24 protein-coding genes are annotated in these 19,993 nt (G+C 69.9%); 11 read left to right on the top strand and 13 right to left on the bottom strand.

Going from position 1 to position 19,993, the window contains the following annotated elements; translation table 11 throughout:
- Together ACIHAX_RS13505 and ACIHAX_RS13500 are read right to left on the bottom strand one after the other, a co-directional pair.
- Positions 1-513, bottom strand: a complete 513-nt coding sequence (locus ACIHAX_RS13505) for a DUF6328 family protein (RefSeq protein WP_397277557.1) — start codon at positions 511-513, stop codon at positions 1-3.
- Positions 500-925, bottom strand: coding sequence for a ChaB family protein (locus tag ACIHAX_RS13500; RefSeq protein ID WP_364432282.1), 426 nt, complete (start codon positions 923-925; stop codon positions 500-502). The genes ACIHAX_RS13505 and ACIHAX_RS13500 overlap by 14 nt, the downstream gene beginning before the upstream one ends.
- 141 nt (positions 926-1,066) lie before the next feature.
- Here ACIHAX_RS13500 and ACIHAX_RS13495 point away from each other — a divergent pair, with 141 nt between their 5' ends.
- The 3 genes from ACIHAX_RS13495 to ACIHAX_RS13485 are packed head-to-tail and all read left to right on the top strand — an operon-like array spanning position 1,067 to position 2,625.
- A complete protein-coding gene (locus ACIHAX_RS13495; protein ID WP_355075246.1) occupies positions 1,067-1,630 on the top strand; it encodes a nucleotidyltransferase family protein in 564 nt (187 codons plus the stop codon).
- Entirely contained in the window at positions 1,631-1,900 is a 270-nt protein-coding gene (locus ACIHAX_RS13490; protein WP_355075244.1) for a BON domain-containing protein, read from the top strand. It begins immediately after the preceding gene.
- A 5-nt stretch (positions 1,901-1,905) separates the two neighbouring features.
- On the top strand, positions 1,906-2,625 hold the full coding sequence (locus ACIHAX_RS13485; protein ID WP_356965695.1) for a metallophosphoesterase: 720 nt from the start codon (positions 1,906-1,908) through the stop codon (positions 2,623-2,625).
- 12 nt (positions 2,626-2,637) lie between these two features.
- Here the strand turns inward: ACIHAX_RS13485 and ACIHAX_RS13480 are convergent, their stop codons facing one another.
- Positions 2,638-3,057, bottom strand: a complete 420-nt coding sequence (locus ACIHAX_RS13480) for a CBS domain-containing protein (protein WP_397277554.1) — start codon at positions 3,055-3,057, stop codon at positions 2,638-2,640.
- Positions 3,058-3,252: 195 nt separating this feature from the next.
- On the opposite strand from ACIHAX_RS13480, the gene ACIHAX_RS13475 reads away from it, so the two are divergent.
- The 5 genes from ACIHAX_RS13475 to ACIHAX_RS13455 are packed head-to-tail and all read left to right on the top strand — an operon-like array spanning position 3,253 to position 6,917.
- Positions 3,253-3,597 (top strand): hypothetical protein, encoded by a 345-nt coding sequence (locus ACIHAX_RS13475; protein WP_355075239.1) that lies wholly within the window; start codon positions 3,253-3,255, stop codon positions 3,595-3,597.
- A gap of 57 nt (positions 3,598-3,654) precedes the next feature.
- Positions 3,655-4,113 (top strand): hypothetical protein, encoded by a 459-nt coding sequence (locus ACIHAX_RS13470; protein ID WP_397277552.1) that lies wholly within the window; start codon positions 3,655-3,657, stop codon positions 4,111-4,113.
- Positions 4,110-4,427: a hypothetical protein gene (locus tag ACIHAX_RS13465; protein ID WP_355075235.1), complete on the top strand. Its 318-nt coding sequence runs from the start codon at positions 4,110-4,112 to the stop codon at positions 4,425-4,427. Before ACIHAX_RS13470 ends, ACIHAX_RS13465 begins: the two co-directional genes overlap by 4 nt.
- Entirely contained in the window at positions 4,424-5,359 is a 936-nt protein-coding gene (locus tag ACIHAX_RS13460; RefSeq protein ID WP_397277550.1) for a glycosyltransferase family 9 protein, read from the top strand. The genes ACIHAX_RS13465 and ACIHAX_RS13460 overlap by 4 nt, the downstream gene beginning before the upstream one ends.
- A 52-nt stretch (positions 5,360-5,411) precedes the next feature.
- Positions 5,412-6,917 carry an FAD-dependent oxidoreductase gene (locus ACIHAX_RS13455; protein ID WP_397277548.1) on the top strand — a complete coding sequence of 502 codons (1,506 nt, stop codon included), beginning with the start codon at positions 5,412-5,414 and terminating at the stop codon, positions 6,915-6,917.
- A 16-nt stretch (positions 6,918-6,933) separates the two neighbouring features.
- Here the strand turns inward: ACIHAX_RS13455 and ACIHAX_RS13450 are convergent, their stop codons facing one another.
- The 7 genes from ACIHAX_RS13450 to ACIHAX_RS13420 all read right to left on the bottom strand — a co-directional run bounded on the left by ACIHAX_RS13450 (position 6,934) and on the right by ACIHAX_RS13420 (position 13,319).
- Entirely contained in the window at positions 6,934-7,461 is a 528-nt protein-coding gene (locus ACIHAX_RS13450) for an AAA family ATPase (RefSeq protein ID WP_355075229.1), read from the bottom strand.
- A 53-nt stretch (positions 7,462-7,514) separates the two neighbouring features.
- Positions 7,515-8,375 carry an SDR family oxidoreductase gene (locus ACIHAX_RS13445; protein WP_364432265.1) on the bottom strand — a complete coding sequence of 287 codons (861 nt, stop codon included), beginning with the start codon at positions 8,373-8,375 and terminating at the stop codon, positions 7,515-7,517.
- A 35-nt stretch (positions 8,376-8,410) separates the two neighbouring features.
- The gene (locus ACIHAX_RS13440) at positions 8,411-9,433 is read right to left on the bottom strand and encodes a PP2C family protein-serine/threonine phosphatase (protein ID WP_397277545.1); all 1,023 of its coding nucleotides are present in this window, start codon (positions 9,431-9,433) and stop codon (positions 8,411-8,413) included.
- Positions 9,434-9,727: 294 nt separating this feature from the next.
- Complete coding sequence (locus ACIHAX_RS13435; RefSeq protein ID WP_397277543.1) at positions 9,728-10,768, bottom strand: AraC family transcriptional regulator; 1,041 nt, start codon at positions 10,766-10,768, stop codon at positions 9,728-9,730.
- Positions 10,769-10,936: 168 nt separating this feature from the next.
- The gene (locus ACIHAX_RS13430) at positions 10,937-11,581 is read right to left on the bottom strand and encodes a pentapeptide repeat-containing protein (RefSeq protein WP_356965676.1); all 645 of its coding nucleotides are present in this window, start codon (positions 11,579-11,581) and stop codon (positions 10,937-10,939) included.
- Between the two features lie 80 nt (positions 11,582-11,661).
- On the bottom strand, positions 11,662-12,903 hold the full coding sequence (locus ACIHAX_RS13425) for a DUF6596 domain-containing protein (RefSeq protein WP_355075220.1): 1,242 nt from the start codon (positions 12,901-12,903) through the stop codon (positions 11,662-11,664).
- A 2-nt stretch (positions 12,904-12,905) separates the two neighbouring features.
- On the bottom strand, positions 12,906-13,319 hold the full coding sequence (locus ACIHAX_RS13420; protein ID WP_355075219.1) for a YciI family protein: 414 nt from the start codon (positions 13,317-13,319) through the stop codon (positions 12,906-12,908).
- A gap of 155 nt (positions 13,320-13,474) precedes the next feature.
- Between ACIHAX_RS13420 and ACIHAX_RS13415 the strand changes: the two genes are divergently transcribed.
- Positions 13,475-14,650, top strand: a complete 1,176-nt coding sequence (locus ACIHAX_RS13415) for a serine hydrolase domain-containing protein (protein WP_397277540.1) — start codon at positions 13,475-13,477, stop codon at positions 14,648-14,650.
- Positions 14,651-14,704: 54 nt separating this feature from the next.
- Here the strand turns inward: ACIHAX_RS13415 and ACIHAX_RS13410 are convergent, their stop codons facing one another.
- Positions 14,705-14,827, bottom strand: coding sequence for a hypothetical protein (locus tag ACIHAX_RS13410; protein WP_364432248.1), 123 nt, complete (start codon positions 14,825-14,827; stop codon positions 14,705-14,707).
- A 183-nt stretch (positions 14,828-15,010) separates the two neighbouring features.
- Positions 15,011-18,196: a carboxyl transferase domain-containing protein gene (locus ACIHAX_RS13405; protein ID WP_397277746.1), complete on the bottom strand. Its 3,186-nt coding sequence runs from the start codon at positions 18,194-18,196 to the stop codon at positions 15,011-15,013.
- Between the two features lie 55 nt (positions 18,197-18,251).
- Between ACIHAX_RS13405 and ACIHAX_RS13400 the strand changes: the two genes are divergently transcribed.
- Together ACIHAX_RS13400 and ACIHAX_RS13395 are read left to right on the top strand one after the other, a co-directional pair.
- Positions 18,252-18,860, top strand: a complete 609-nt coding sequence (locus tag ACIHAX_RS13400) for a helix-turn-helix domain-containing protein (RefSeq protein ID WP_355075211.1) — start codon at positions 18,252-18,254, stop codon at positions 18,858-18,860.
- Positions 18,861-19,052: 192 nt separating this feature from the next.
- Positions 19,053-19,205: a hypothetical protein gene (locus ACIHAX_RS13395; protein WP_355075209.1), complete on the top strand. Its 153-nt coding sequence runs from the start codon at positions 19,053-19,055 to the stop codon at positions 19,203-19,205.
- A gap of 154 nt (positions 19,206-19,359) precedes the next feature.
- Here the strand turns inward: ACIHAX_RS13395 and ACIHAX_RS13390 are convergent, their stop codons facing one another.
- Positions 19,360-19,851 (bottom strand): GyrI-like domain-containing protein, encoded by a 492-nt coding sequence (locus tag ACIHAX_RS13390; protein ID WP_364432241.1) that lies wholly within the window; start codon positions 19,849-19,851, stop codon positions 19,360-19,362.
- Between the last annotated feature and the right edge of the window lie 142 nt (positions 19,852-19,993).

Genomic DNA, 19,993 nt, shown 5'->3' with positions numbered 1-19,993 from the left:
TCAGTAGTGCTCGGCGCGGACGTCCTCGGACGCGCTGCGCCAGCGCCACGGGGCGACGAGCCATGTCGACACGAACAACGCGACGGCGGCGATACCGGTCACTATCGCCGCTGCCGTGCCCGTCACATAGTCGACCACGAGAACCACCGCGCCGATCAACGCGAGACCCAGCAGTGCGACGCCGGCCATCGCGCACCGGTGCGCCGCCCAGACGACATTGCCCAGCCGGTGCCTGCGGAACAGGATCCGATGCCAGGACACCGGTGCGATCAGAAACACCGTCGCCCCCAGCACAGCAGCCAAAGTGGCGAGGTACAGCGCTCGCAAGCCCGGCGCCAGCGTGCCGAACGACGCCTGGAACGGCAGCACCAGCAACGCCCCGAACAGGAATTGCACACCGGTCTGGACAACGCGCAACTCTTGGATCAGGCTCGCCCAGTTCCGGTCCAGTCGTTCCAGCTCGGTCTCGCCGCGCGCACGGCGGGCCCAGTCGTCGTCCTCACCCTCGGGCACGCGCGGCCTCCCGGCGGTTGCGTTTCTTGATCGCCTCGACGAGTTCGTCCTTGCTCATCCGCGAGCGCCCGGTGACGTCGAGTCGCCGGGCGACCTCCAGCAGGTGTTGTTTCGACGCGTTGGCATCGACGCCTTCGGCCGTCTCACCTCGCGCGTCCGGCCCGTGTTGCCTGGCGCGTTCGTCCGAGGGACCGCGGTGCGCCTTGGGCTCCCAGTGGTCGCCGACTTTCTCGTAGCTGTGCTTCAGCGCGGCATAGGCGACGCGGTGGGCGCGCTGTTCGTTCCCGTCGTACTGCTCCAGCGCGGCGTCGTGCGCCTCGGCGAAGGTGCGCTGCGCCTTCTCCTCCGACCGCTTCAGCGTGCTCGGCAACTCGGACTTCTTCACATCGCCGCGCGCTGTCGTCTTGGGCATGTGTCGCTCCTTCCCTGCTCGCGAGGTTGGTCCGAAGTGGTCCGAAAGCCCGGTGCCGGGCCGCGTCGGGCCCTCCGGATATCCGGACGCATACCCGGTGAAACGTCGATTAACCCGGTGTCCGCCGGGTACCACCGCTGCATGGCCGTTACCACCGATCAGCTGCTGCATGCGCTCACCCGCACGGTGAACGCCTTGGCGGCGACAGACATCCGATTCGCGGTGGCGGGCGGCTGCGCGGTCTACGCCCGTGGCGGCCCCACCTCCCAGCACGACGTGGACATCTTCGTCAAACCGGCCGACAGCGGGCGGGCGATCCAAACGCTGGCCCGTGCGGGGCTGCGGGTGTGCGACCCGCCGGAGAACTGGCTACGCAAGGTCTACGCCGACGACATCCTGGTGGACGTCATTCACCGCCCGAACGATCGCGAGGTGACCGACGAACTGCTCGACCGGGCCACCGAGATGCGGATCGGGCCCGCCAAGGCCCCGGTGATCAGCGGTACCGACCTGATGATCGACAAGATGCTCGTCTTCGACGCGCACCGCCTTGATCTCAGCCCGATTCTGCATATCGCGCGCGACCTGCGCGAACAGGTCGACTGGGAGGTGGTGCGCGAGCAGACCAAGGCCTCGCCCTACGCGCGGGCCTTCCTGGGCCTGCTGGACGATCTCGGCATCACCCGCACCGGAAAGGTGGAGTAGATGGAGCAGCCGCAATACCTGGTCGCACGATTGCGCCGGGCGCTGGCCGAGGATCCCCGCACCGCCGAACTCGGTGTGCAGGTGACCATTCGCGGCGACGTCGTGGTGCTGTGCGGCGAGGTGAGCAGCGAGAACTGCAAACAGCAGATGGAAACCGTCGTGCGCGAACAGCTTCCGCACGCTCGGATCCACAACGACGTCCATGTCACCCGTCCCACGGCGCCCGTCGAAACCGAGACGCTGGAGCCGGACGGATCCGAAAGGAGTTGAGCGGCATGCGGATAGCCGCGGTCGGTGACGTACATCTCGGCGTGGATTCGCGCGGGCAATGGCGGGAGGCACTGGACGGACTGTCCGCGCGAGCGGATGTGCTCCTGCTGGCGGGCGACCTGACGCGCCACGGCGCCGTCGACGAAGGGCGGGTGGTCGCGGAGGAGTTCGCCGACCTGGGCGTGCCCGTCGTCGCCGTCCTGGGCAACCACGACTATCACAGCGACGCCGATCAGGAGATCAGCGCCGTGCTGGCCGACCACGGCATCACGGTGCTGGAAGGCACTTCGGTGACGTTGCACCTCGACGGGAGCACGCTCGGGGTCGCGGGCACGAAAGGCTTCGGCGGCGGCTTCGCGGGCAAGTGCGCAAGCGTCTTCGGTGAACCACTGATGCGTGAATTCGCCGGGCACACCGTGGACGTGGCCGCCGCACTCGGCGATGCGCTGGCGAATCTGCACACCGACGTCACCGTCGCGCTCACGCACTACTCCCCGATCAGCGACACCCTGCACGGCGAGCCGAGGGAGATCTATCCGTTCCTCGGCTCCTACCTGCTCGGCGAGGCGATCGATGAACACGGCGCCGACCTGGCGTTGCACGGTCATGCGCACGCGGGCACCGAGCGCGGCACCACTCCGGGCGGCATCCGGGTGCGCAATGTCGCCCAGCCGGTGATCCGAGCGGCGTACGCGGTCTACGACATGCACCCGGCCGCGGTCTGAGTAGGGCCGGACTCAGAAGTCGGTCGAGATCGCCTCCACGGTGCTGCCCGACTGGGTGTTCCCGACGGTGGTGGCCACGTCGGCCTGCGCGATGATTCCGACCAGCTTGCCTTTCTCCAGTACCGGCACGCGGCGCACCTGATGCTGCGACATCACCGACATCACCTTGCGTACGTCGTCGTCGGCTTCGACGGTGACCAATTCCTCGCCCCCGAGTTCGCCCGCGTCGACGCCGAGCGGGTCCTTACGCTGGGCGATCACCTTTACGACGATGTCGCGATCGGTGAGCATTCCTTTCAGCTTGTCGTCCTCACCGCAGATGGGTAAGGCGCCGACGTTCAACTCCGCCATGCGCTGCGCGGCCGCAACCACCGTGTCGCTGGAGCGGACACACTCCACGTTCGGGGTCATGATGTCCCGTGCTGTTGTCATCGGGATCCTCCTGAATCTTCTCGCGGGTACGAGCGGCCCGGAACAGGGTCGCTCGCTGACGTCCTACCCCCGTTTCGGATCCCTTAACGCGGGCATCCGACCGGTATGGCCGCCCAGGACGGCCCGCTCGCAACGGCGCGGGCCTCGGGAGGCCCGCGCACCGAAATCGTTGCCGCTCAGCAGAAAGGACATCCGATGCTGCCAGCACCGAACGAGCCGACCGCGGGATCCGGCGGCGCCGGAGAGCAGCACGTGGCCCGGACCCACGCGTTTCCGGACGACACCCGCACCATTCGGACACACGCCGGAGAATCCATCGAGGACGCCCGGAACTGGCCGGGCATCATCCTGGTCGCGGTGGGCATCGTGGCCATGGCCCTGACGCTCACCGCCGCCGGGTACGGATTCGCGGGGTGGGCGGTGGTGGCGGGGGTCGTCAGCGGCGTCTGCATCATCGCGGGCGTCTTGGTGATCGTCGCCGAGCACCGCCGGATCAAGGCGCGAGAAGGCAGGCGGCTGCGGGACGCCGCCGGTCACTGATCCTCGCCCGATCGCGTGCCGCCCGCGGGGATGCGGCTTCGAACTCCAGGAGAAGGAATGACACACCAGCCCAATCGGCCTTTGGGCCGCTTCGCCCTGCTCATCGGCGCTGTGGCGGCGGGATCGGCGCTCACGGCATGTTCGGTCGACGGCGGCGATCCGGCCGCGGATACGCCCCAGCCCGCGACCGTCTCGATCACCATGCCGGGGCCGAGCAGCCCCCAGGTGCCGAACACTGACCAGATCACGGCGGAAGCGGCGAAGCAGCTGTGCGACATGGTGGGCGCGGACATCGACACCTGGCGTGGCCAGAGCGCCACGGTGGCCAAAGTGACGTTCAACGGCACCGTGCACAACTGGGCGGCCCGTAACGGCGGGCTCAACGACGTCGTCGTCACCCACCGCGACACGGTCGACGCCGTCACTACGCAGACCTGCCCCGACGTGCGCGAACAGGCGGTGCAGGCGCTCGGCGTACCGGACCTGGCCTCGGCGCTGGCGGGGTTCGGCCGATGAGCGCCGCGCGCCGGATGGGCGTCGCCGTCCTTGCCGCGCTGGCGGTGTGCGCGGCGGGGTGCGGCAACGAGCCGGAGAAGATCGTGAACAAGGGCGGTGACACACCGTGCAACGAATACGTCGCCCAGGATCCCGACAAGCAGCGCGTCACCACCGAGAAGTTCCTCGAAGAGGAGCGCGAGGGTCACGAGACGCCCGACGCCAGAACCGTCGACGCGGCGATCACGGCGATCAAGTTGATGTGCGCGGCGCAGGCCAATCCGGACACCCCGATCCGCAAGGCCGACCTCACCGGCATCTTCGTGCCGAAATGAGCGTCTTGCTCGCGTTGCGCGCGCACGGCTTGCGGGAGCTGCTGACCGCGGTTCCCGCCCTGCGCGCGTTGCACGACGCCCGCCCGCGACACCGGCTCGTACTGGCCGCGCCGGGATGGCTGCGCCCGGTGGTGGAACTGGCCGCGTGCGTCGACGAACTCCACGCGACGCCGATGGCGGCCGGATTGCGCTGGAACGCCGCGGCGCCGACCTTCGCGGTCAATCTGAACGACTGCGGGGCCGAGAGCATACGCGCGCTGCTCGCGAGCGATCCGGAACGGATGATCACCCACCGCCACAAGGACTTTCCGCAGGTGCCGGGTCCGCTGTACGAGCCAGGCCTGCCCGACACCGTGCGGTGGTGCCGGCTACTGGATTGGGCGGGCATCCCGGCCGATTCGGCCCGACTGGACATCACGCCACCACCGGAGTGCACCGGAGAGCGGCGCTCCATCGTCGTCTATCCGGGTGGAGCCCCGGCGCGTCGCTGGCCCGCCGACCGTTTCGCGACGGTGGCCGCCGGCCTGCGCGAGTGGGGATGTCCGGTACGTATCGTCGGCAGTGCCGCGGACCGTCCGCTCGCCCTCAGCGTCGCGGCCCAGGCGGGCTTGCCCGAAAACGACGTCCTGGCAGGCGAACTCACGCTGCGTCAACTCGCCGCGACGGTGGCCGACGCGTCCCTCGTGCTCAGCGGCGACACCGGCGTCGGGCATCTGGCCACGGCGTTCGGCACACCGTCGGTGCTGATCTTCGGTCCCGACTCGCCCGCGGTCTGGGGGCCGCCACCGGAACGGGCGGCGCATGTCACGTTGTGGGCCGGGCACCCCGGCGACCCGCGGGCGGACACACCCGCGCCCGGATTGGCGATGATCAGCGCCGCCGAGGTGCTCGCCGCCGCCGATCGGCAGCTCAGCGGCCACGTGCGAGTATGAGAAGGAATCCGCACGGGCGTTTCGCCCCGTCGAGACCGGCTATCTCGGGCATATGACGTCCCTATGGTTGCACGGCGCGCAGGTTCCGGCGCGGTTGCGGTTGACGCCGGGATCGCGCTTCGACACGGTGGTGATCGGCGGCGGGCTCACCGGACTGGTGACCGCCCTGCTGCTGGTCGAGAACGGCGTGGAAGTGGCCGTGGTCGAAGGAAGACGCGTCGGTGCGGGCACCACCGGGGCCACCACGGGTAAGGTCAGCCTGCTGCAGGGGACGCGTGCGCAGCAGATCGCCCGGCACCATTCCGACAACGTCCTGCGCGACTATGTGGCGGCCAATCGCGAAGGGCAGGAATGGCTCTTGGAGTACTGTGCCGCGCACGGCGTGACCGTCGAGCGGGCAGCAGCCTTGACCTACGCGCAGAACGACGACGAAATGTCGGCCGTGCGAGCGGAATACGCCGCGACGCAGAAGGCGGGCCTGCCCACCGAGCTGTTACGCGAGCTGGACGTCGACTTTCCCGCGCGCGGCGCGGTGCGCTTGGCCGATCAGGCCCAACTCGATCCGATGGCCCTGTTGGCCGCGCTCGCGGCCGACGTGGAGTCACACGGCGCGCCGATCTACGAATCCACCCTCGTGCGCGGCGTACATCACGGTGGCGGCGGTGATCTCGTCGTCTCCACCGAACACGGCGACCTCGGCGCGGGCCGGGTGGTGCTGGCCACGGGGACGCCCATCCTCGATCGTGGCGGATTCTTCGCCCGCCTCACTCCGCAACGCTCCTATCTGACGGCCTTCCGCCTGGACCGACCGGCTCCGCGCGATATGTACATCAGCGCGGGCAGCCCGACTCGCTCCCTGCGCCGCGCGCAGGGACCGGACGGCGAGCTTCTGCTGGTCGGCGGCAACGGTCATGTCGTCGGCCGCGGCGGATCGACCCGGGAGAAAGTGGAGGATCTGGTGAACTGGGCGCACACCTGGTTCCCGGGCGCCGAGCTGACGCACCGCTGGTCGGCTCAGGACTACTCCCCCATCGGAGAGCTTCCCTATGTGGGTCCGTTGCTACCGGGGCAGAACGACATTCAGCTGGCCACCGGCTACGCCAAGTGGGGTTTGACCAACGGGGTCGCCGCGGCGATCGCGCTGGCCGGACGCTTCACCGGGTCGGCACCTCGATGGGCGGGCGCGCTGGCGAGCTGGCGTCCGGACGAGCTCAAGGCACTGCCCGCGGCGACGAAGATCAACGGCGCCGTGGCACAGAAACTCTCCGCGGGCTGGCTGCGGGTCGCGACCCACCACGACGGCGACGCTCCAGCCGAAGACTGCGGCATGGTCCTGCGCGAGGGCCTGCACCCGACGGCGGTGTGCACGGTGGACGGCGTCACCAACCGGGTCTCGGCGGTGTGCCCGCATCTCTACGGCATCGTCGACTGGAACGACGCCGAACGCACTTGGGACTGTCCGCTGCACGGCTCGCGTTTCGCCGCGGACGGCACGCTGCTCGAGGGCCCGGCCACCAGCTCGCTCACTCCCCTGCACGAGCCGCGCGACACCCGGTGAACCGGCGACGGGCTGCTCAGTCCGTCAGCGGCCTGGCATCGGCGAGGATTCGATCGACCGTCTGCTCGACCGTGAGATCCGACGTGTCCAGCCAGAGCCCGATCCGAGGAGTGGTCTCGCGCAACACCCTGTCCAGCCCCGCGACGGTGAATTCGTCGTAGGCGTCTTTTCCGCGTCCGGCCTCACGCGCCAAGACCACTTCGGTGCGCGGCGCGAGCACGACGACATACAGCGGTCGCGTGACGATCAGATCCGCCGTCCAGGGCAGGAATTCACCGAGGAAGACATCCTGCAGCACAGCCGTGAACCCGGCATCGGCATAGGAGTCGGCCGTCGCCGCGGCCAGGCTGTGCCGTAGCCGCAACTGGGCCAGCGCCTCGGGCGAGGGGTCCGCGGTCATCTCGGCACGCCCGTTCACCACGAACCGGCGGAAGGCGTCCCCGCGCACGTGCGCCGAGCGCGGCAGCCGCTCGGCCAGCGCCTGGGCGACGGTGGATTTGCCCGCGGCCTGGATGCCGGTGATCAGATAGACAGCCGATGCCATGACGACGATCATGGCGCGCCCCGCCACGACCGGCTACGGCGACCCCGCCGCGCTCAGTTCGCCCGAGCGCCTGCCTTCTGCTCGACATAGCGGTTCATCGCCCAATTCAATCCGCGCATCGCGGCGTTGTACGCGGGCGGGAAATACCGCTGCGCCCAGAAGCCCACGCGAATGTCGGGCGAGGTGAACACGAGGTAGCGGTTGCGCTCGACACCACGCACGATCGAGCGCGCCGCCGCCTCCGGGGTGACCGCGTGCCGCATGAACAGCGCCATGCCCCGCTGCACCGCTTCGGCCGTGCGATCGACGCCCGCGATGTCGACGCTGTCGACCATCGGCGTGGCCATGGCGCCCGGACACACCAAGCTCACGCCGATGCGGTGGCGTGCCAAGTCGAAGCGCAGCACCTCCGACACTCCGCGCAGGCCGAACTTGCCCGCGCTGTACGGCGCGTGCCACGGCAGGCCGAACAGACCGGCCGCCGAGGACACGTTCACCACGTGACCGCCGCGTCCGGCCGCGATCATCGGCGGGACGAACGCTTCGATCACGTGGATCGGGCCCATGAGGTCGATGTCGACGGTGCGCCGCCACTGATCGTGCGTCAGCCGGTCCACGGTCCCCCACGTGGCGATACCGGCCACGTTCATGACGATGTCGACGCTGCCGACCACATCGTGCACCTGGGCCGCCAGCGCCACGACCTGGTCGTAGTCACTGACATCGGCCGCCTCGGCGACGTGGACGGTCGCGCCCGCGGCGCGCGCGTCGGCCGCGGTCCGCGCGAGGCCGTCAGCGGCGATATCGGTCAGCACGAGCGAAGCGCCTTCGGTCGCCGCCGCGAGCGCCGTGCTGCGACCGAGACCGCTGGCCGCGCCGGTGATCAGACAGGTTTTGCCGGCGAACTTCGTCATAGTCGATGACCATACGCAACCATGAACACCACTGTCTATGGAACAGGCGAACGGCTCTCCCACGGAACCGGCGCGAGCGCGACCGTGATGTTGTCGCCGCCACCGCAACGCAACGCGAACTCCGCGAGCGCGCGGGCAGCCTCCGCGGGCGCCTTCGCTGCCACCTGGTCGGCCAGCGTGGCGGGCGCGGGCGAGTAGTTCCACAGCCCGTCGGAGCACAGCAGCAGCACACCGGGCCCCGAGACGCGCACCGTCCGAACACAATTGTCCGCCCACGGCTTCGGCGGACTGTCCGCGCCGAGCCAGCGGATCAGCGTGTGCGCCCGGGGATCGGCCATCGCCGCGCGCTCGTCCATCGCACCCGCGTCGACCAGTGCCTGTGCCCACGAGTCGTCGACGGTCAAGCGCTGGGCCTGCTCGTCGCGCTGGGTCGGCAGCCAATAGGCGCGGCTGTCACCGACGTTCGCCACGGTGATCTCGGTTTCCGAGCCGTGGTGGGCGACGATGGCGGACACATACGTGCACGAGGGTGCGGGACCATCGGGAACGTCCACGTCGCGGACCGCCTGCACCGCGGCCGCCAACCCGGCCATGATCGCCTCGGTCGCGGGCTGTCCGGCCGCGAGCGCGGCGGCGGTCGCGCCGACACCGGCCCGGACCGCCGCACCGGAGGCCACCTGCGGCCGGGACGAAGTCGACACGCCGTCACTGACCGCGATCACGACCGACGCGTCCGTTTCCGGCACCACGCCTTCCAGCACCCCGGCCGCGACGGCGTCCTCGTTGCGCGCATGGACGATGCCGCGATCGGTGAGCACCGCCACCGCGCCCAGATCGGTGTCGAAGCGATCCGCCACCGGTCGCGACCGGCCGCACCGCGCACAGCGCCCGTCGGCGTAGAAGTGGTCGCCTCCGCAATCGGCGCACGACGTCGCGTCGGGACCGGGCAGCGCTATGTATCGATAACCGAGTTCCCGACCGCAGGACCCGCACCGCAGGCCGTCGAGTCCGACAGCCGAGCATCCGGCGCAGCGTAGGTCGGCACCTTCATCGTTCATCGGACGGCTCCCCTGCCGACAGTGCCGCGGCCGGCGGGCGCGCCATGCTCCGGAAGTCGTTGGCCCAACCGTAACCACAGTGGCGTATTGCTGGTGCGAACTTCCACACCCTCCTCCTTCATCTCCCCGGCAGGCCGACTCCGATCGCGATAGTACGGGAGTGTTCCGGGTCTGGATCCCGGTGCCGGATCTCCCTGCCCGCTGCCCGGCAGCACGATAGCCGACGGTCTGCCCGCACCCGCGAGAGATGGCACCCCGCGCCGGATGATCCGCACGAGGGCAGCCGCTCGTCGCTCAGACCAGCTCGGGCGACCGATGCGACCGCCGCCCCCGCGTGCGAAACGTCTGCGGAGGACAGCCCTGCCAACGGCGGAAGGCCCGGATGAAGGACGCCGCCTCCGCATAGCCCAGTCGCGCGGCGACCTGTTCGGTGGTCATGTCGGTGTGCGCGAGCAGCACCTCCGACATGGTCTGGCGTACCTCGTCCAGCAGCGCCCGGAACGAGGTGCCCTCCTCGTTCAGCCGCCGCGACAGGGTGCGCGAGCTCATGAACAGCCCGAGAGCGACTGTCGCCTGATCGGGGATCTCACCCGGAGTGCGAACGAGGCGGTCGCGCACCGACGCCGCGACGCCGGTCCGTGACCGGCGCCGGTCCAGCAGGTCGCGGCACAGTTGTCCGCAGTTGTCCCGCGCGGCGGCGTTCGCCGGTGGCAGCGGCCGGTCCAGCACACCGCGGTCGAAGACCACCGCGCTCGTCGGCGCACCGAAAACCGGCGCCACACCGAAGACGTCGCGGTACCGCTCGAGGTCGCGCGGACCGGCGTGCCGGAAACCGACCCGCCGCACCGGGACGCCCACGGCGAACAATTCACGATCGAAAGCGGGCAATCCGGCCAGGGCCGCTTCGGCGAAGAACGCCCGCATCTCGGGCGGGATGTCGGCGTCGTCGAACACCAGCCGCGCTTCGCCGTCGGCTTCCTCGATGGCCAGTCGCCCGAACGGCACTGTGCGACCGATGTAGCGCGACCCCACCTCGATCAGCTCACGCAGCGTCCGGCTGCCCAGCAGCGCGAGACCCCACGGCCAGCGCGACCGCACATCGCGCCGGACCGCCGCCGCGAGACCGAGTCCCGGCTCGTCGCCGAACCGGCCGAGCACCGTCTGCACCACCAGCAGTTCGTCCTGCGCGGTGATCTCGGCGGAGGGGTCGCCCAGATCGGCGGGCGCCAGCGTGGTACCGGCCAGGCACTCAGCGGGCGCCATGCCCCGCTCTCCGGCGATGCGTACGAGCGCACGCACGCCTGCGGTGCTGCGGAGGGGATCCGGATCGACCATGACTCGCGTCCTCGATGAAGCGGTACTGCGCGGTATCGGCGCAATGTATCAATCGGGTGTCGTGCGCATCGGCGGTTCGCCGAAATGTCGTCACGGCAGCCGCTGGCAGCCAGCTGTTTTCGTCGCCGGAACGGTAGCCGTGTCCGGTGTCGCGTGAGTTCGGCGCCATCAATCCCGCACGGTGATACCGATGGAACGCGCGAAGGCGGGCGCGAGATCCATCAGCTGCGGACTGCTGATCGTGGCCCCGCGCAGGCTGTCGAGCCCGTCGGCGACATCGAGTGCCGTCGCGCCGCGCAGGTCCGCTTTCACCACGCGAGCGTTGCGCAGCGAGAGCCGGACGAGCGCCGAGCCCGGCACTGTGATCTCGGTCAGCGCGGCCTCGGCGAAGTCACAATCGCGCAGCACGCAGTCGGTGAAGGTCACCTCGCGCAATTGGGCCCGGCGAAAGTTCACCGAGTCGAACTTGCACCCTTCGAATCGCACCCGCCGCAGGTTCGCCCCCGCGAAGTCGACACCGGACATCGCGCCCGCCACCACCTCACTGTCCAGCCACGCCGTGTCGGCCAATTCGGTGCCGACCCAGCGGACGTGACGCAGCCACACATCGGTGAACCGGCTGTAGCGCAGCGTGCCGCGGGTGAAGGTGTTCGAGCTGAACGCCGACTCGTTGAAGCGCGCGTGCGACACATCGATGTCGTCCAGCGCACCGCCGTCGACCCGGACGCAGTCGTAGTCGCCCTCCGCTTCGAGGTCCCCGTCCAAGGCGGTGAGATACCGCGCGTAGGGCAGGTCGTCGAGTTCGCGCGCCATGCACTCCTCCAGTTCGTCACGAAGATCGGTCGGCGACGAGTATTCCGGTGCGCAACGACAAGTTCGGCCGCTGATCGAGATCAGTCGCCGCTCGACTCCAGCCGGGCCGCGCGCGACAGCAGGTAGCGCTGCTGCGGAATACTCGTTGTCCGCTCCGCGGCGGCCAGATACGCCCCGCGGGCGCCGGCGATGTCGCCGAGCATCTCCAGCAGGTGTCCGCGCACGGCGGGCAATCGGTGGTCGCCGGCGAGACGCTCGCCGAGATCGTCGGCCAGCTTCAGCCCCGCCGCAGGTCCCACTGCCATCGCCACCGCGACCGCGTGGTTCAGCGCGACGATCGGATTGTCGGCCGCCGCCAGCAGGCGTTCGTAGAGCAGGGCGATCTGCGGCCAGTCCGTCGCGGCGTAGCTGGGCGCCTCGTCGTGCAGTGCGGCGATCGCGGCTTGCAACTGATACGGCCCCGGAATCCCCCGTGGTAGTGCGGCGGTGATCAGTGCGATTCCCTCGGCGATCGTGCCCGCGTCCCATCGGCTACGGTCCTGCTCCTCCATCGGGATCAGCTCGCCGCCGGGGCCGGTGCGTGCGGCACGACGGGCGTCGGTGAGCAGCATCAGCGCCAGCAGTCCCGCCACTTCGTCGTCCTCGGGCAGCAGGCGGTGCACGAGGCGGGTGAGCCGGATCGCCTCGGCCGACAACTCGACCCGATGCAGTTGCGGGCCGGAGGTGGCGGCGTAGCCCTCGGTGAAGATCAGATACAGCACGTGTAGCACGGCGGCCAGCCGGTCGGCGCGGTCGGCCGCGGACGGCGGGGCGAACGGCACGCCGCTGCGTGCGATAGTGCGCTTCGCCCGGCCGACGCGTTTCGCCATGGTCGGTTCCGGAACCAGGAAGCACCGGGCGATCTCCGCGGTGGTGAGGCCGCCGACCGCGCGCAGCGTGAGCGCGACCTGGGAGGACGGCGACAGCGCGGGGTGACAGCACAGGAACAGCAGGATCAGGGTGTCGTCGGCGTCGCTGGGCTGCCGGTCGGCGGGCGGCGTCAGCCAGTCCTCCGGCAGCGCCCAGCGGGCCACGGTCTGTTCGCGTTGCCTGCGGGCCTGCTCGGCCCGCAGCAGATCGGTGAGCCTGCGCGAGGCGACGGTGATCAGCCAGGCCAGCGGTTTGGCCGGGACACCGTCGGCGGGCCACTGCGTCGCCGCGGCGAGCAACGCCTCCTGCACCGCGTCCTCCGCGGTGTCGAAGTGCCCGTACTTGCGCACGAGCGCGGCGAGGACCTGCGGCGCCAACGGGCGCAGCAGGTCCGTCGCCACTGGATCGGGCATGGTCAGCCGAATTCGGGAGCGGCTTCGGCGATCGGGCGCACATCGGCGTAGACCGATTGGAGCACGTGCGCGGGAGCTGGGCACTTGTTGAGTTCGGCCGCGATCTCGGTGGCGCGGTCGAAGCTCTCGCATTCCACGATCCAGAATCCCGCGAGCACTTCCTGGGTCTCGGCGTAGGGGCCGTCGGTGACGAACGGCTTTCCGTCCTTGATGCCCAGCCGCCTGGTGTGTACCGGCTCCGCCAGTCCGCGGGTCTCCACGAGTTCGCCCGATTCCTCGAGCTTCTTGTTGAGCTCGGTCATGAACTGGGTCAGTGCCGCGAATTCCTCGGCCGTCCACGCGGGCTTGCCCGTGTCCTTGCCGACCATGCCGTCATAGTCCCGCTGCGAGGCGTAGCTCAGGATCATGTATTTCATGGCGATTCCTCTGGGTCGTCGGCGCCCCGGTGGCGCCGCTCGTCTGGAACGTCGGAGCCGCTGACCATTCTCGGACATCGCGGTGGAAAAAACTTCTCGATGGTGGTCACCAGGCCGGATGCTCTGCTCGGCCGCGTCGTGCCATGCTGTCCCGCATGATCATCGAGGGAACGGCCGCCGCCGGCTACGAGGCCGTGCGGGAGGCGTTCGCGGCCGATTTCACCGAGCAGGGCGACGTCGGCGCCGCGGTCTGCGTGTACCTGGACGGGCGGCCGGTGGTCGATCTGTGGGGCGGAACGGCCGATCCCGATACCGGGCGACCGTGGCAGCGCGACACCTTGCAGCTGGTCTATTCGGCGACGAAAGGCGTCGTCGCCACCATCGCGCACCTGCTCGCGCAACGGGGCGAACTCGATCTCGACGCTCCGGTGGCACGCTACTGGCCGGAATTCGCGGCGGCGGGTAAGGCCGACATCCCGGTGCGCTGGCTGCTGACGCACCAAGCGGGCCTTGCGGCGCTGGACAAGCCCGTCGAACTGGGTGACGCACTGGCCTGGACGCCGATGGTGGACGCGCTGGCCGCGCAAGCGCCGAATTGGCCCCCCGGCACCGCGTTCGGGTATCACGGGCGCACCTACGGCTGGCTGGTCGGCGAAGTGATCCGCCGCGTGTCCGGTCGCACGCCCGGCCGGTTTCTCGCCGAGGAGATCGCGGGTCCGCTCGATATCGACTTCTTCATCGGCCTGCCACCGTCCGAGCAGGCCCGGGTCAGCCGCTTGGTGTTCGCGCCCGCGCCCGACTTGACCGCGGTGCCCGAGGACGCCGTTCCCGAGTCGCTGCGTCCGCTGCTCGCGGCGATGCGTGATCCGCAGGCCCTGGTCAATCGGGCCTTCCAGATCACCGACCCGGCGGACATCGACTTCAATTCACCGGCCGTCCAAGCCGCGGAACTGCCAGCGAGCAACGGCATCGGCACGGCTCGCGGCCTGGCGCGTCTGTACGCGGCACTCGTCGGCGAGGTCGAGGGCACGCGCCTGCTCACCGCCGACACTCTCGCCGCTGCCAGCCGGGAACAGGTCGCGGGCACCGATCATGTGCTGATGCTGCCCGGCCGTTATGCCTCGGGGTACATGCTGCCCACCGCGGAGCTCCCACTGGGCGGAGCCGCCTCGTTCGGCCATCCGGGCCGCGGCGGCAGTCTCGCGTTCGCCGATCCCGAACGCCGTCTCGCCTTCGCCTACGTCACCAACCATATCGTCGAAGGCGCGCTGGATCTGCGCGCCCGCAACCTGGTCGACGCGCTGAACGGCGTGCACGCGACCGTGCGGTGAGCGTTCGCTCCGCCGCGACGCGCGCAGGCCCACCCGGTCACCGGGTGCGGCGGTTCAGCGCACGGTCAACGTGCACGTCGACGAGTCCGGCTGGTCGGCGATCCGCGTGGTCGTCGCGTCGTCATCGCCGAGTGCCACGCGCCTCCGCGCCGCGCCGGTCGCTGGATCGGTGGTCACGGTCAACTCGTGGCAGGTCTCTCTGCCGTGGATGTGTCGCGGGCGTTGCCCGGCTCGCCGGTCCTCGATCCCGCGGTGAGGACGGACCGTCCTGGCACGGCGCCTGATAGGGCGCGCGTGCGGATCATGATCTCGACCCGAAGCGCGTGGCGGGTCGCGCCGGATCCCTGGCAGCCGTACCGGTCAGCGCAGCGTACGGATCCAGCGGCGCGTATCGGCCGGATCGATGACGTCGTCGACTTCCAGAACGGTGGCGGCGGTGAGAGCCTTGCCGTTGGCGTAGGCGAGCTGGACCAGGTTGTCGAATGCCTGCTGCCGCTCGCCCGGATCCTCTATGGCGGCCAGCTCTTTCGCGAACCCGAGGCGGACCGCGCCCTCCAGGCCCATGCCGCCGATCTCGCCGGTCGGCCAGGCGATGACGAACCGGGGAGCGCGAAACGAGCCCGCCGCCATGGCCTGAGCGCCCAGACCGTAGCCCTTGCGCACGATGACGGTGCCCAGCGGCACCGACAGCGCGGCGGAGTCGATGAACAGGCGGCTGAACTTCGTCACCGTGGCGTCCTTCTCCGCGTCGGGGCCCACCATGAAGCCCGGTGTGTCGCAGAAGGAGACGATCGGCAAGCCGTGCTCGTCACACAGACGTAGGAACATGCTGAGCTTGTCGGCGGCCGGAGCATCGATCGCCCCGCCGTGATGATGGCAGTCGTTGGCGATCAAACCGAACGGCCGTCCCTCGACCCGGATCAGTGCGGTAATGATCCCGGCCGCCCAGTCGCGGCGCAGCTCCAGCACCGACCCGACATCCGCGACGGCCTCGATCGCGGCACGAATATCGAACGCACGCAGCCGATTCTCCGGAACCACGTGCCGCGCCAGCCGCGGGTCCGGCGCGGTCCATTCCTCGATGTCGCCTTGGAAGTAGGCGAGATAGCGCCGCGCGGTGGCGACCGCCTCCGCCTCGTCCGCGGCCACGATGTGCACAACGCCGTTGCGACGCTGCACCTCGACGGGGCCGATGTCCTCCGGGGCGTAGACGCCCAGGCCGCCGCCCTCGATCATGGCGGGGCCGCCCATGCCGATATTCGCGTCGGGAGTGGCGATCACGACATCGCACATGCCGAGCAGCGCCGCGTTGCCCGCGAAGCAGCGTCCGGACACGATGCCGATCAGCGGAACCCGGCCCGAGAGTGCGCCCATCGCGCGGAAGGTGGTCACGTCCAGACCGGAGATGCCGGGATAGTCGGTGTCGCCCGGCCTGCCGCCGCCGCCCTCGGTGAAGAAGATCACCGGAAGCCGTTGTTCGCGTGCGAGTTCCAGCATGCGGTCGGTCTTGACGTGGTTGCGCATCCCTTGGGTGCCCGCCAGCACCGTGTAGTCGTAGGACAGCACCACCGCGCGCGAGCGGCCGGGACCGAATCGCTCTGCGCCGACGGTGGCCACGCCCGCGATCAGGCCGTCCGCGGGCGTGTTCGCGATCAGGTCCTCCGGACTGCGACGCAGGCGCTGGGCGGCCACCGCGAGCGCGCCGTACTCCACGAAGCTGTCCGCGTCGACGAGGTCGGTGATGTTCTCCCTGGCGGTGCGCCGCCCGAGCCGATGGCGTTTGGCGACCGCCTCCGGCCGTGCTTCGTCGAGCACTCCCCGTCGGCGGGCGTGGACTTCGGCGAGGTCGGCGCGCACCGCATCCAGGTCCACCGCGGTGTGATCCATGACCGCGCCCTCGTGCTCGGCGGGGACGAAGGTCAGCAGCGGCGCGTGCGAATCGACGACCGCGCCGATCGCCGCCACGTGGCGGCACACGCGCAGGTCCTGCTCGGCGCGCACCACGTGCTGCATCTTCATCGCTTCCAGCACCGCGACCTCGCCGCCCGCCGCGACCACGACGCCGGGCTCGGTGAGCGCGACCACCGTGCCACCCATGGGCGACCGCACCGCCTCCTCGTCGCCGTCCAGCGTCACTTCGGCGGCCGCGCTCTCTTCCCGGTCGGGCGCAGCGGGCACGACGACGGCGAAATCATCCGCCCGCCGGACCAATTCGTCGACGTTCCGCTCGAACCACGTGGTCGGCACGACGCGGCCCTCCGACAGATCCGTCAAGATCGCGCGCAGCACGGCGATATTGGTGTCCACCCCGGTCACGACGGTCTCGGCCAGCGCGTCGGCGCACCGGCGCAGCGCGGCCGGATAGGACGGTCCGCAGGCGATGACCTTGGCCAGTAACGAGTCGAAGCGCGCGTCCTGCCGCATACCGGTGAACGCGGCGGTGTCGACCCGTACGCCGACTCCGGTCGGTGGCGCGAACCGGGTCAGCGTGCCGGTGCCGGGCAGCACGTCGCCGCCCGCGGTGACGGTTTCGGCGTTCAGGCGCGCCTGCACCGCGTAACCGCGCGCGGAACCGGGATCGGGGAGCGCGAGATCGGCCAGCGTGGCGCCGCGGGCGAGATCGCATTGCACCGCCACCAGATCGATTCCCAGAACCGCTTCGGTGACGGTGTGCTCGACCTGCAGCCGCGGGTTGACCTCGAGAAACCACGCCTCGTCGCCGCGCGCCAGGAATTCGACGGTGAGGACACCGCGGCAGCCGACGGATTCGGCGAGCCGGACCGCCCAGCGATGCAACCGCTCGCGCAACCCGGCCGGCAATTCGGGGGCGGGCGCGACCTCGAGCAGTTTCTGCTGCCTGCGCTGCACGCTGCAATCGCGGTCGCCGACCGCCGCCGCCACGGCTCCGTCGGTGACGATCTGAACCTCGATGTGCCGCGCGCCGGTGATCAGCGCCTCCGCGTAGACCGCGTCGTCACCGAATCCGGCCAGCGCCTCCGCGCGGCAGCGTTCGAACACCTCCGGGAGGCGGGCCGCGTCGCGCACCGCACGCATACCGCGCCCGCCACCGCCCGCCGCGGCCTTCACCATCACCCCGTCGGGATGCGCGGTGAGCAGTGCCCGCACCTCGGCGATGTCCGCGCCGCGGGGGCTCGCCGGGATCACCGGGACACCCGCGCGCTCGGCCGCCGCGCGTGCCGCGGTCTTGTCGCCGAAGATGTCGAGCGCTTCGGGCGACGGACCGACGAACACGAGTTCGGCCGCCGCGCACGCCTTCGCGAATTCGGCGCTCTCGCTGAGGAATCCGTAGCCTGGGTGCACCAACGCGCCGGGGCCCGCCTTCCTCGCCGCCGTGACGACGGCCGCGACATCGAGGTAGGCGGAGGCTCCCACGCCGGGCAATGGCACGGCATCGTCGGCCAGACGGACGTGCAGCGCGTCTCGTTCCTCGGCGGTGTGCACCGCGAGGGTTCGCCAACCCCGTTCCCGGGCGGTGCGCAACACGCGGACCGCTACTTCTCCCCTGTTCGCCACGACGACCTGCATGCCGCCCAGTCTCGTTGACATTGACGTCAACGTCAATATGGGTCACCATATCGGCGTGACCCAGTCCACCTGGTCGGTGCGCGCCGCGCGGGAGCGCTCGCACACCTCCCGGCACCGCGATCTGCTCGACGCCGCGACCCGCGTGTTCGCCGAGCGCGGCTACGACAACACCACCGTCGCCGCCATCACCGCCGAGGCCGGCGTCTCCCGCGCGACGATGTACGTGTACTTCGCCTCCAAGGAGGAGATCTTCCTCGCGCTGGCCGAGCGGGTGCGCGACGACTTCCTCGCCGCGCAGGAGCCGGGCATCGAGGACGAGGATCCGCGGAATATGTTGCGCGCCACCATCGAATCCTTCGCCACAGCGGTCGCCGCGGCGGGACCTCTGCTGCGCCTGATCGATGAGCGCGGGTCCGTGGACCCCAAGGTTGCGGCGCTGTCCGAGGAGATCACCGAACGGCCGATCCGCCGCTTCACCCGGTATCTCCAGCGTCAACTCGACGCGGGCCGCATCACCCCGGTGGCGACGCCGCGGGTGATCGCGGAAACGATCGGCTACACCCTCACCGCGGGCATCCTCGCGCGTCGGACCGCCGACGAATCCAGCCGTGCGGAGTATCGCGAGGCCATGGGAAAGGTCGCGGAAACTCTGCTCGGCCTGTAGCCCGTCACCGCACCGCGAGAGCCGTGCATCACGCATTCAATTGACTTACAGCGCGATTGAACCCGTCGAGCGCCGCGTCCAATATGGCTGGACCGGGCGCTCCCCTCGGTTTGCCGCGCAGCTCCAGGGGTAGGCCGATTCGCGATAGCCCCACCCGGACTGGACACCCGACTTTCCCGAGGAGAAGCAGTCATGAATCAGCCCCACGACACCACCGACAAGGACGACTCGCACGAAACATCGAACGCGCGGGAAAAGGGCATTCTCGAAGGCCACTCCGAGAACTCCGGCAATCTGGCGGGCCCGGGGCCCAACACCGACCGAGACGAAGACCCCGATACGTGAAGCCGCCAAGCCGGGCCGACGCGAGGATCAGCGTCGTGAGATTCCGGGACGCCGCTGGTTACGCGTTCGAAGCGAGGTCTTCGATTCGACGCCGTCCCGCCGAAGCTGCCGCCGACAATTCGTCGGCTGCGCCGTCGGGCGGGCGCGGGTTCGATCATCGCTGCGCTACCGGCCAGTTCAGCTCGGTGCGCAGATCCGTGGGGTCCATGTCCGGAGCGGGCTTGGTCAGGTAGACCTCCCACCGCAGCGGCTCCGCGGCCAGTCCCTGCTCATCGATCCAGGCCCGCAGGTGTTCCCAGGCGGCAGCCAAGCCGTCGAATCCACCGGCGTGCACGATCCTCGCCACGCGGCCCGCGGGCAGGCAACCGGCCCTGACGTCGCGCTCCGGGCGCAGGCCCCGGTCGACCGCGAACCCCACCTCCAGATCCAGCGTGGCATCGGACTCCGCCCGATACACGCAGAATGCCGGCCCCTCGATCGTCGCGCCTTGTCCGGCGACGACCTCCGGCAGGATCCGGAACGACCGGTCGAAGAAGTCTCGCAAGCCCGCGGGTGGGACACGGTCACGGATAACCGCCGTGGTGACCTCCGGGACATCGAGCAATTCGGGATCGGCCGTGGAGGCGGCAGCCAGGTCGTCGGTCATGATTCTCCTTGATCAGGTCGCGGATACTCCCTCACCAACGACGCCGTGACCGCCGGAAACTCATCGGTGCCGCCGTTCGCCGGGTCTCATGGTCACGGGCTCGAGCCGAAACATGCGAAGCTTTGTACCAGCCGGTTCAATT

Origin of the sequence: Nocardia sp. NPDC051929, assembly GCF_044548645.1 — a bacterium.
Classification (GTDB): Bacteria; Actinomycetota; Actinomycetes; order Mycobacteriales; family Mycobacteriaceae; genus Nocardia; species Nocardia sichangensis.
This window is presented reverse-complemented; position numbering and strand designations above follow the sequence as displayed.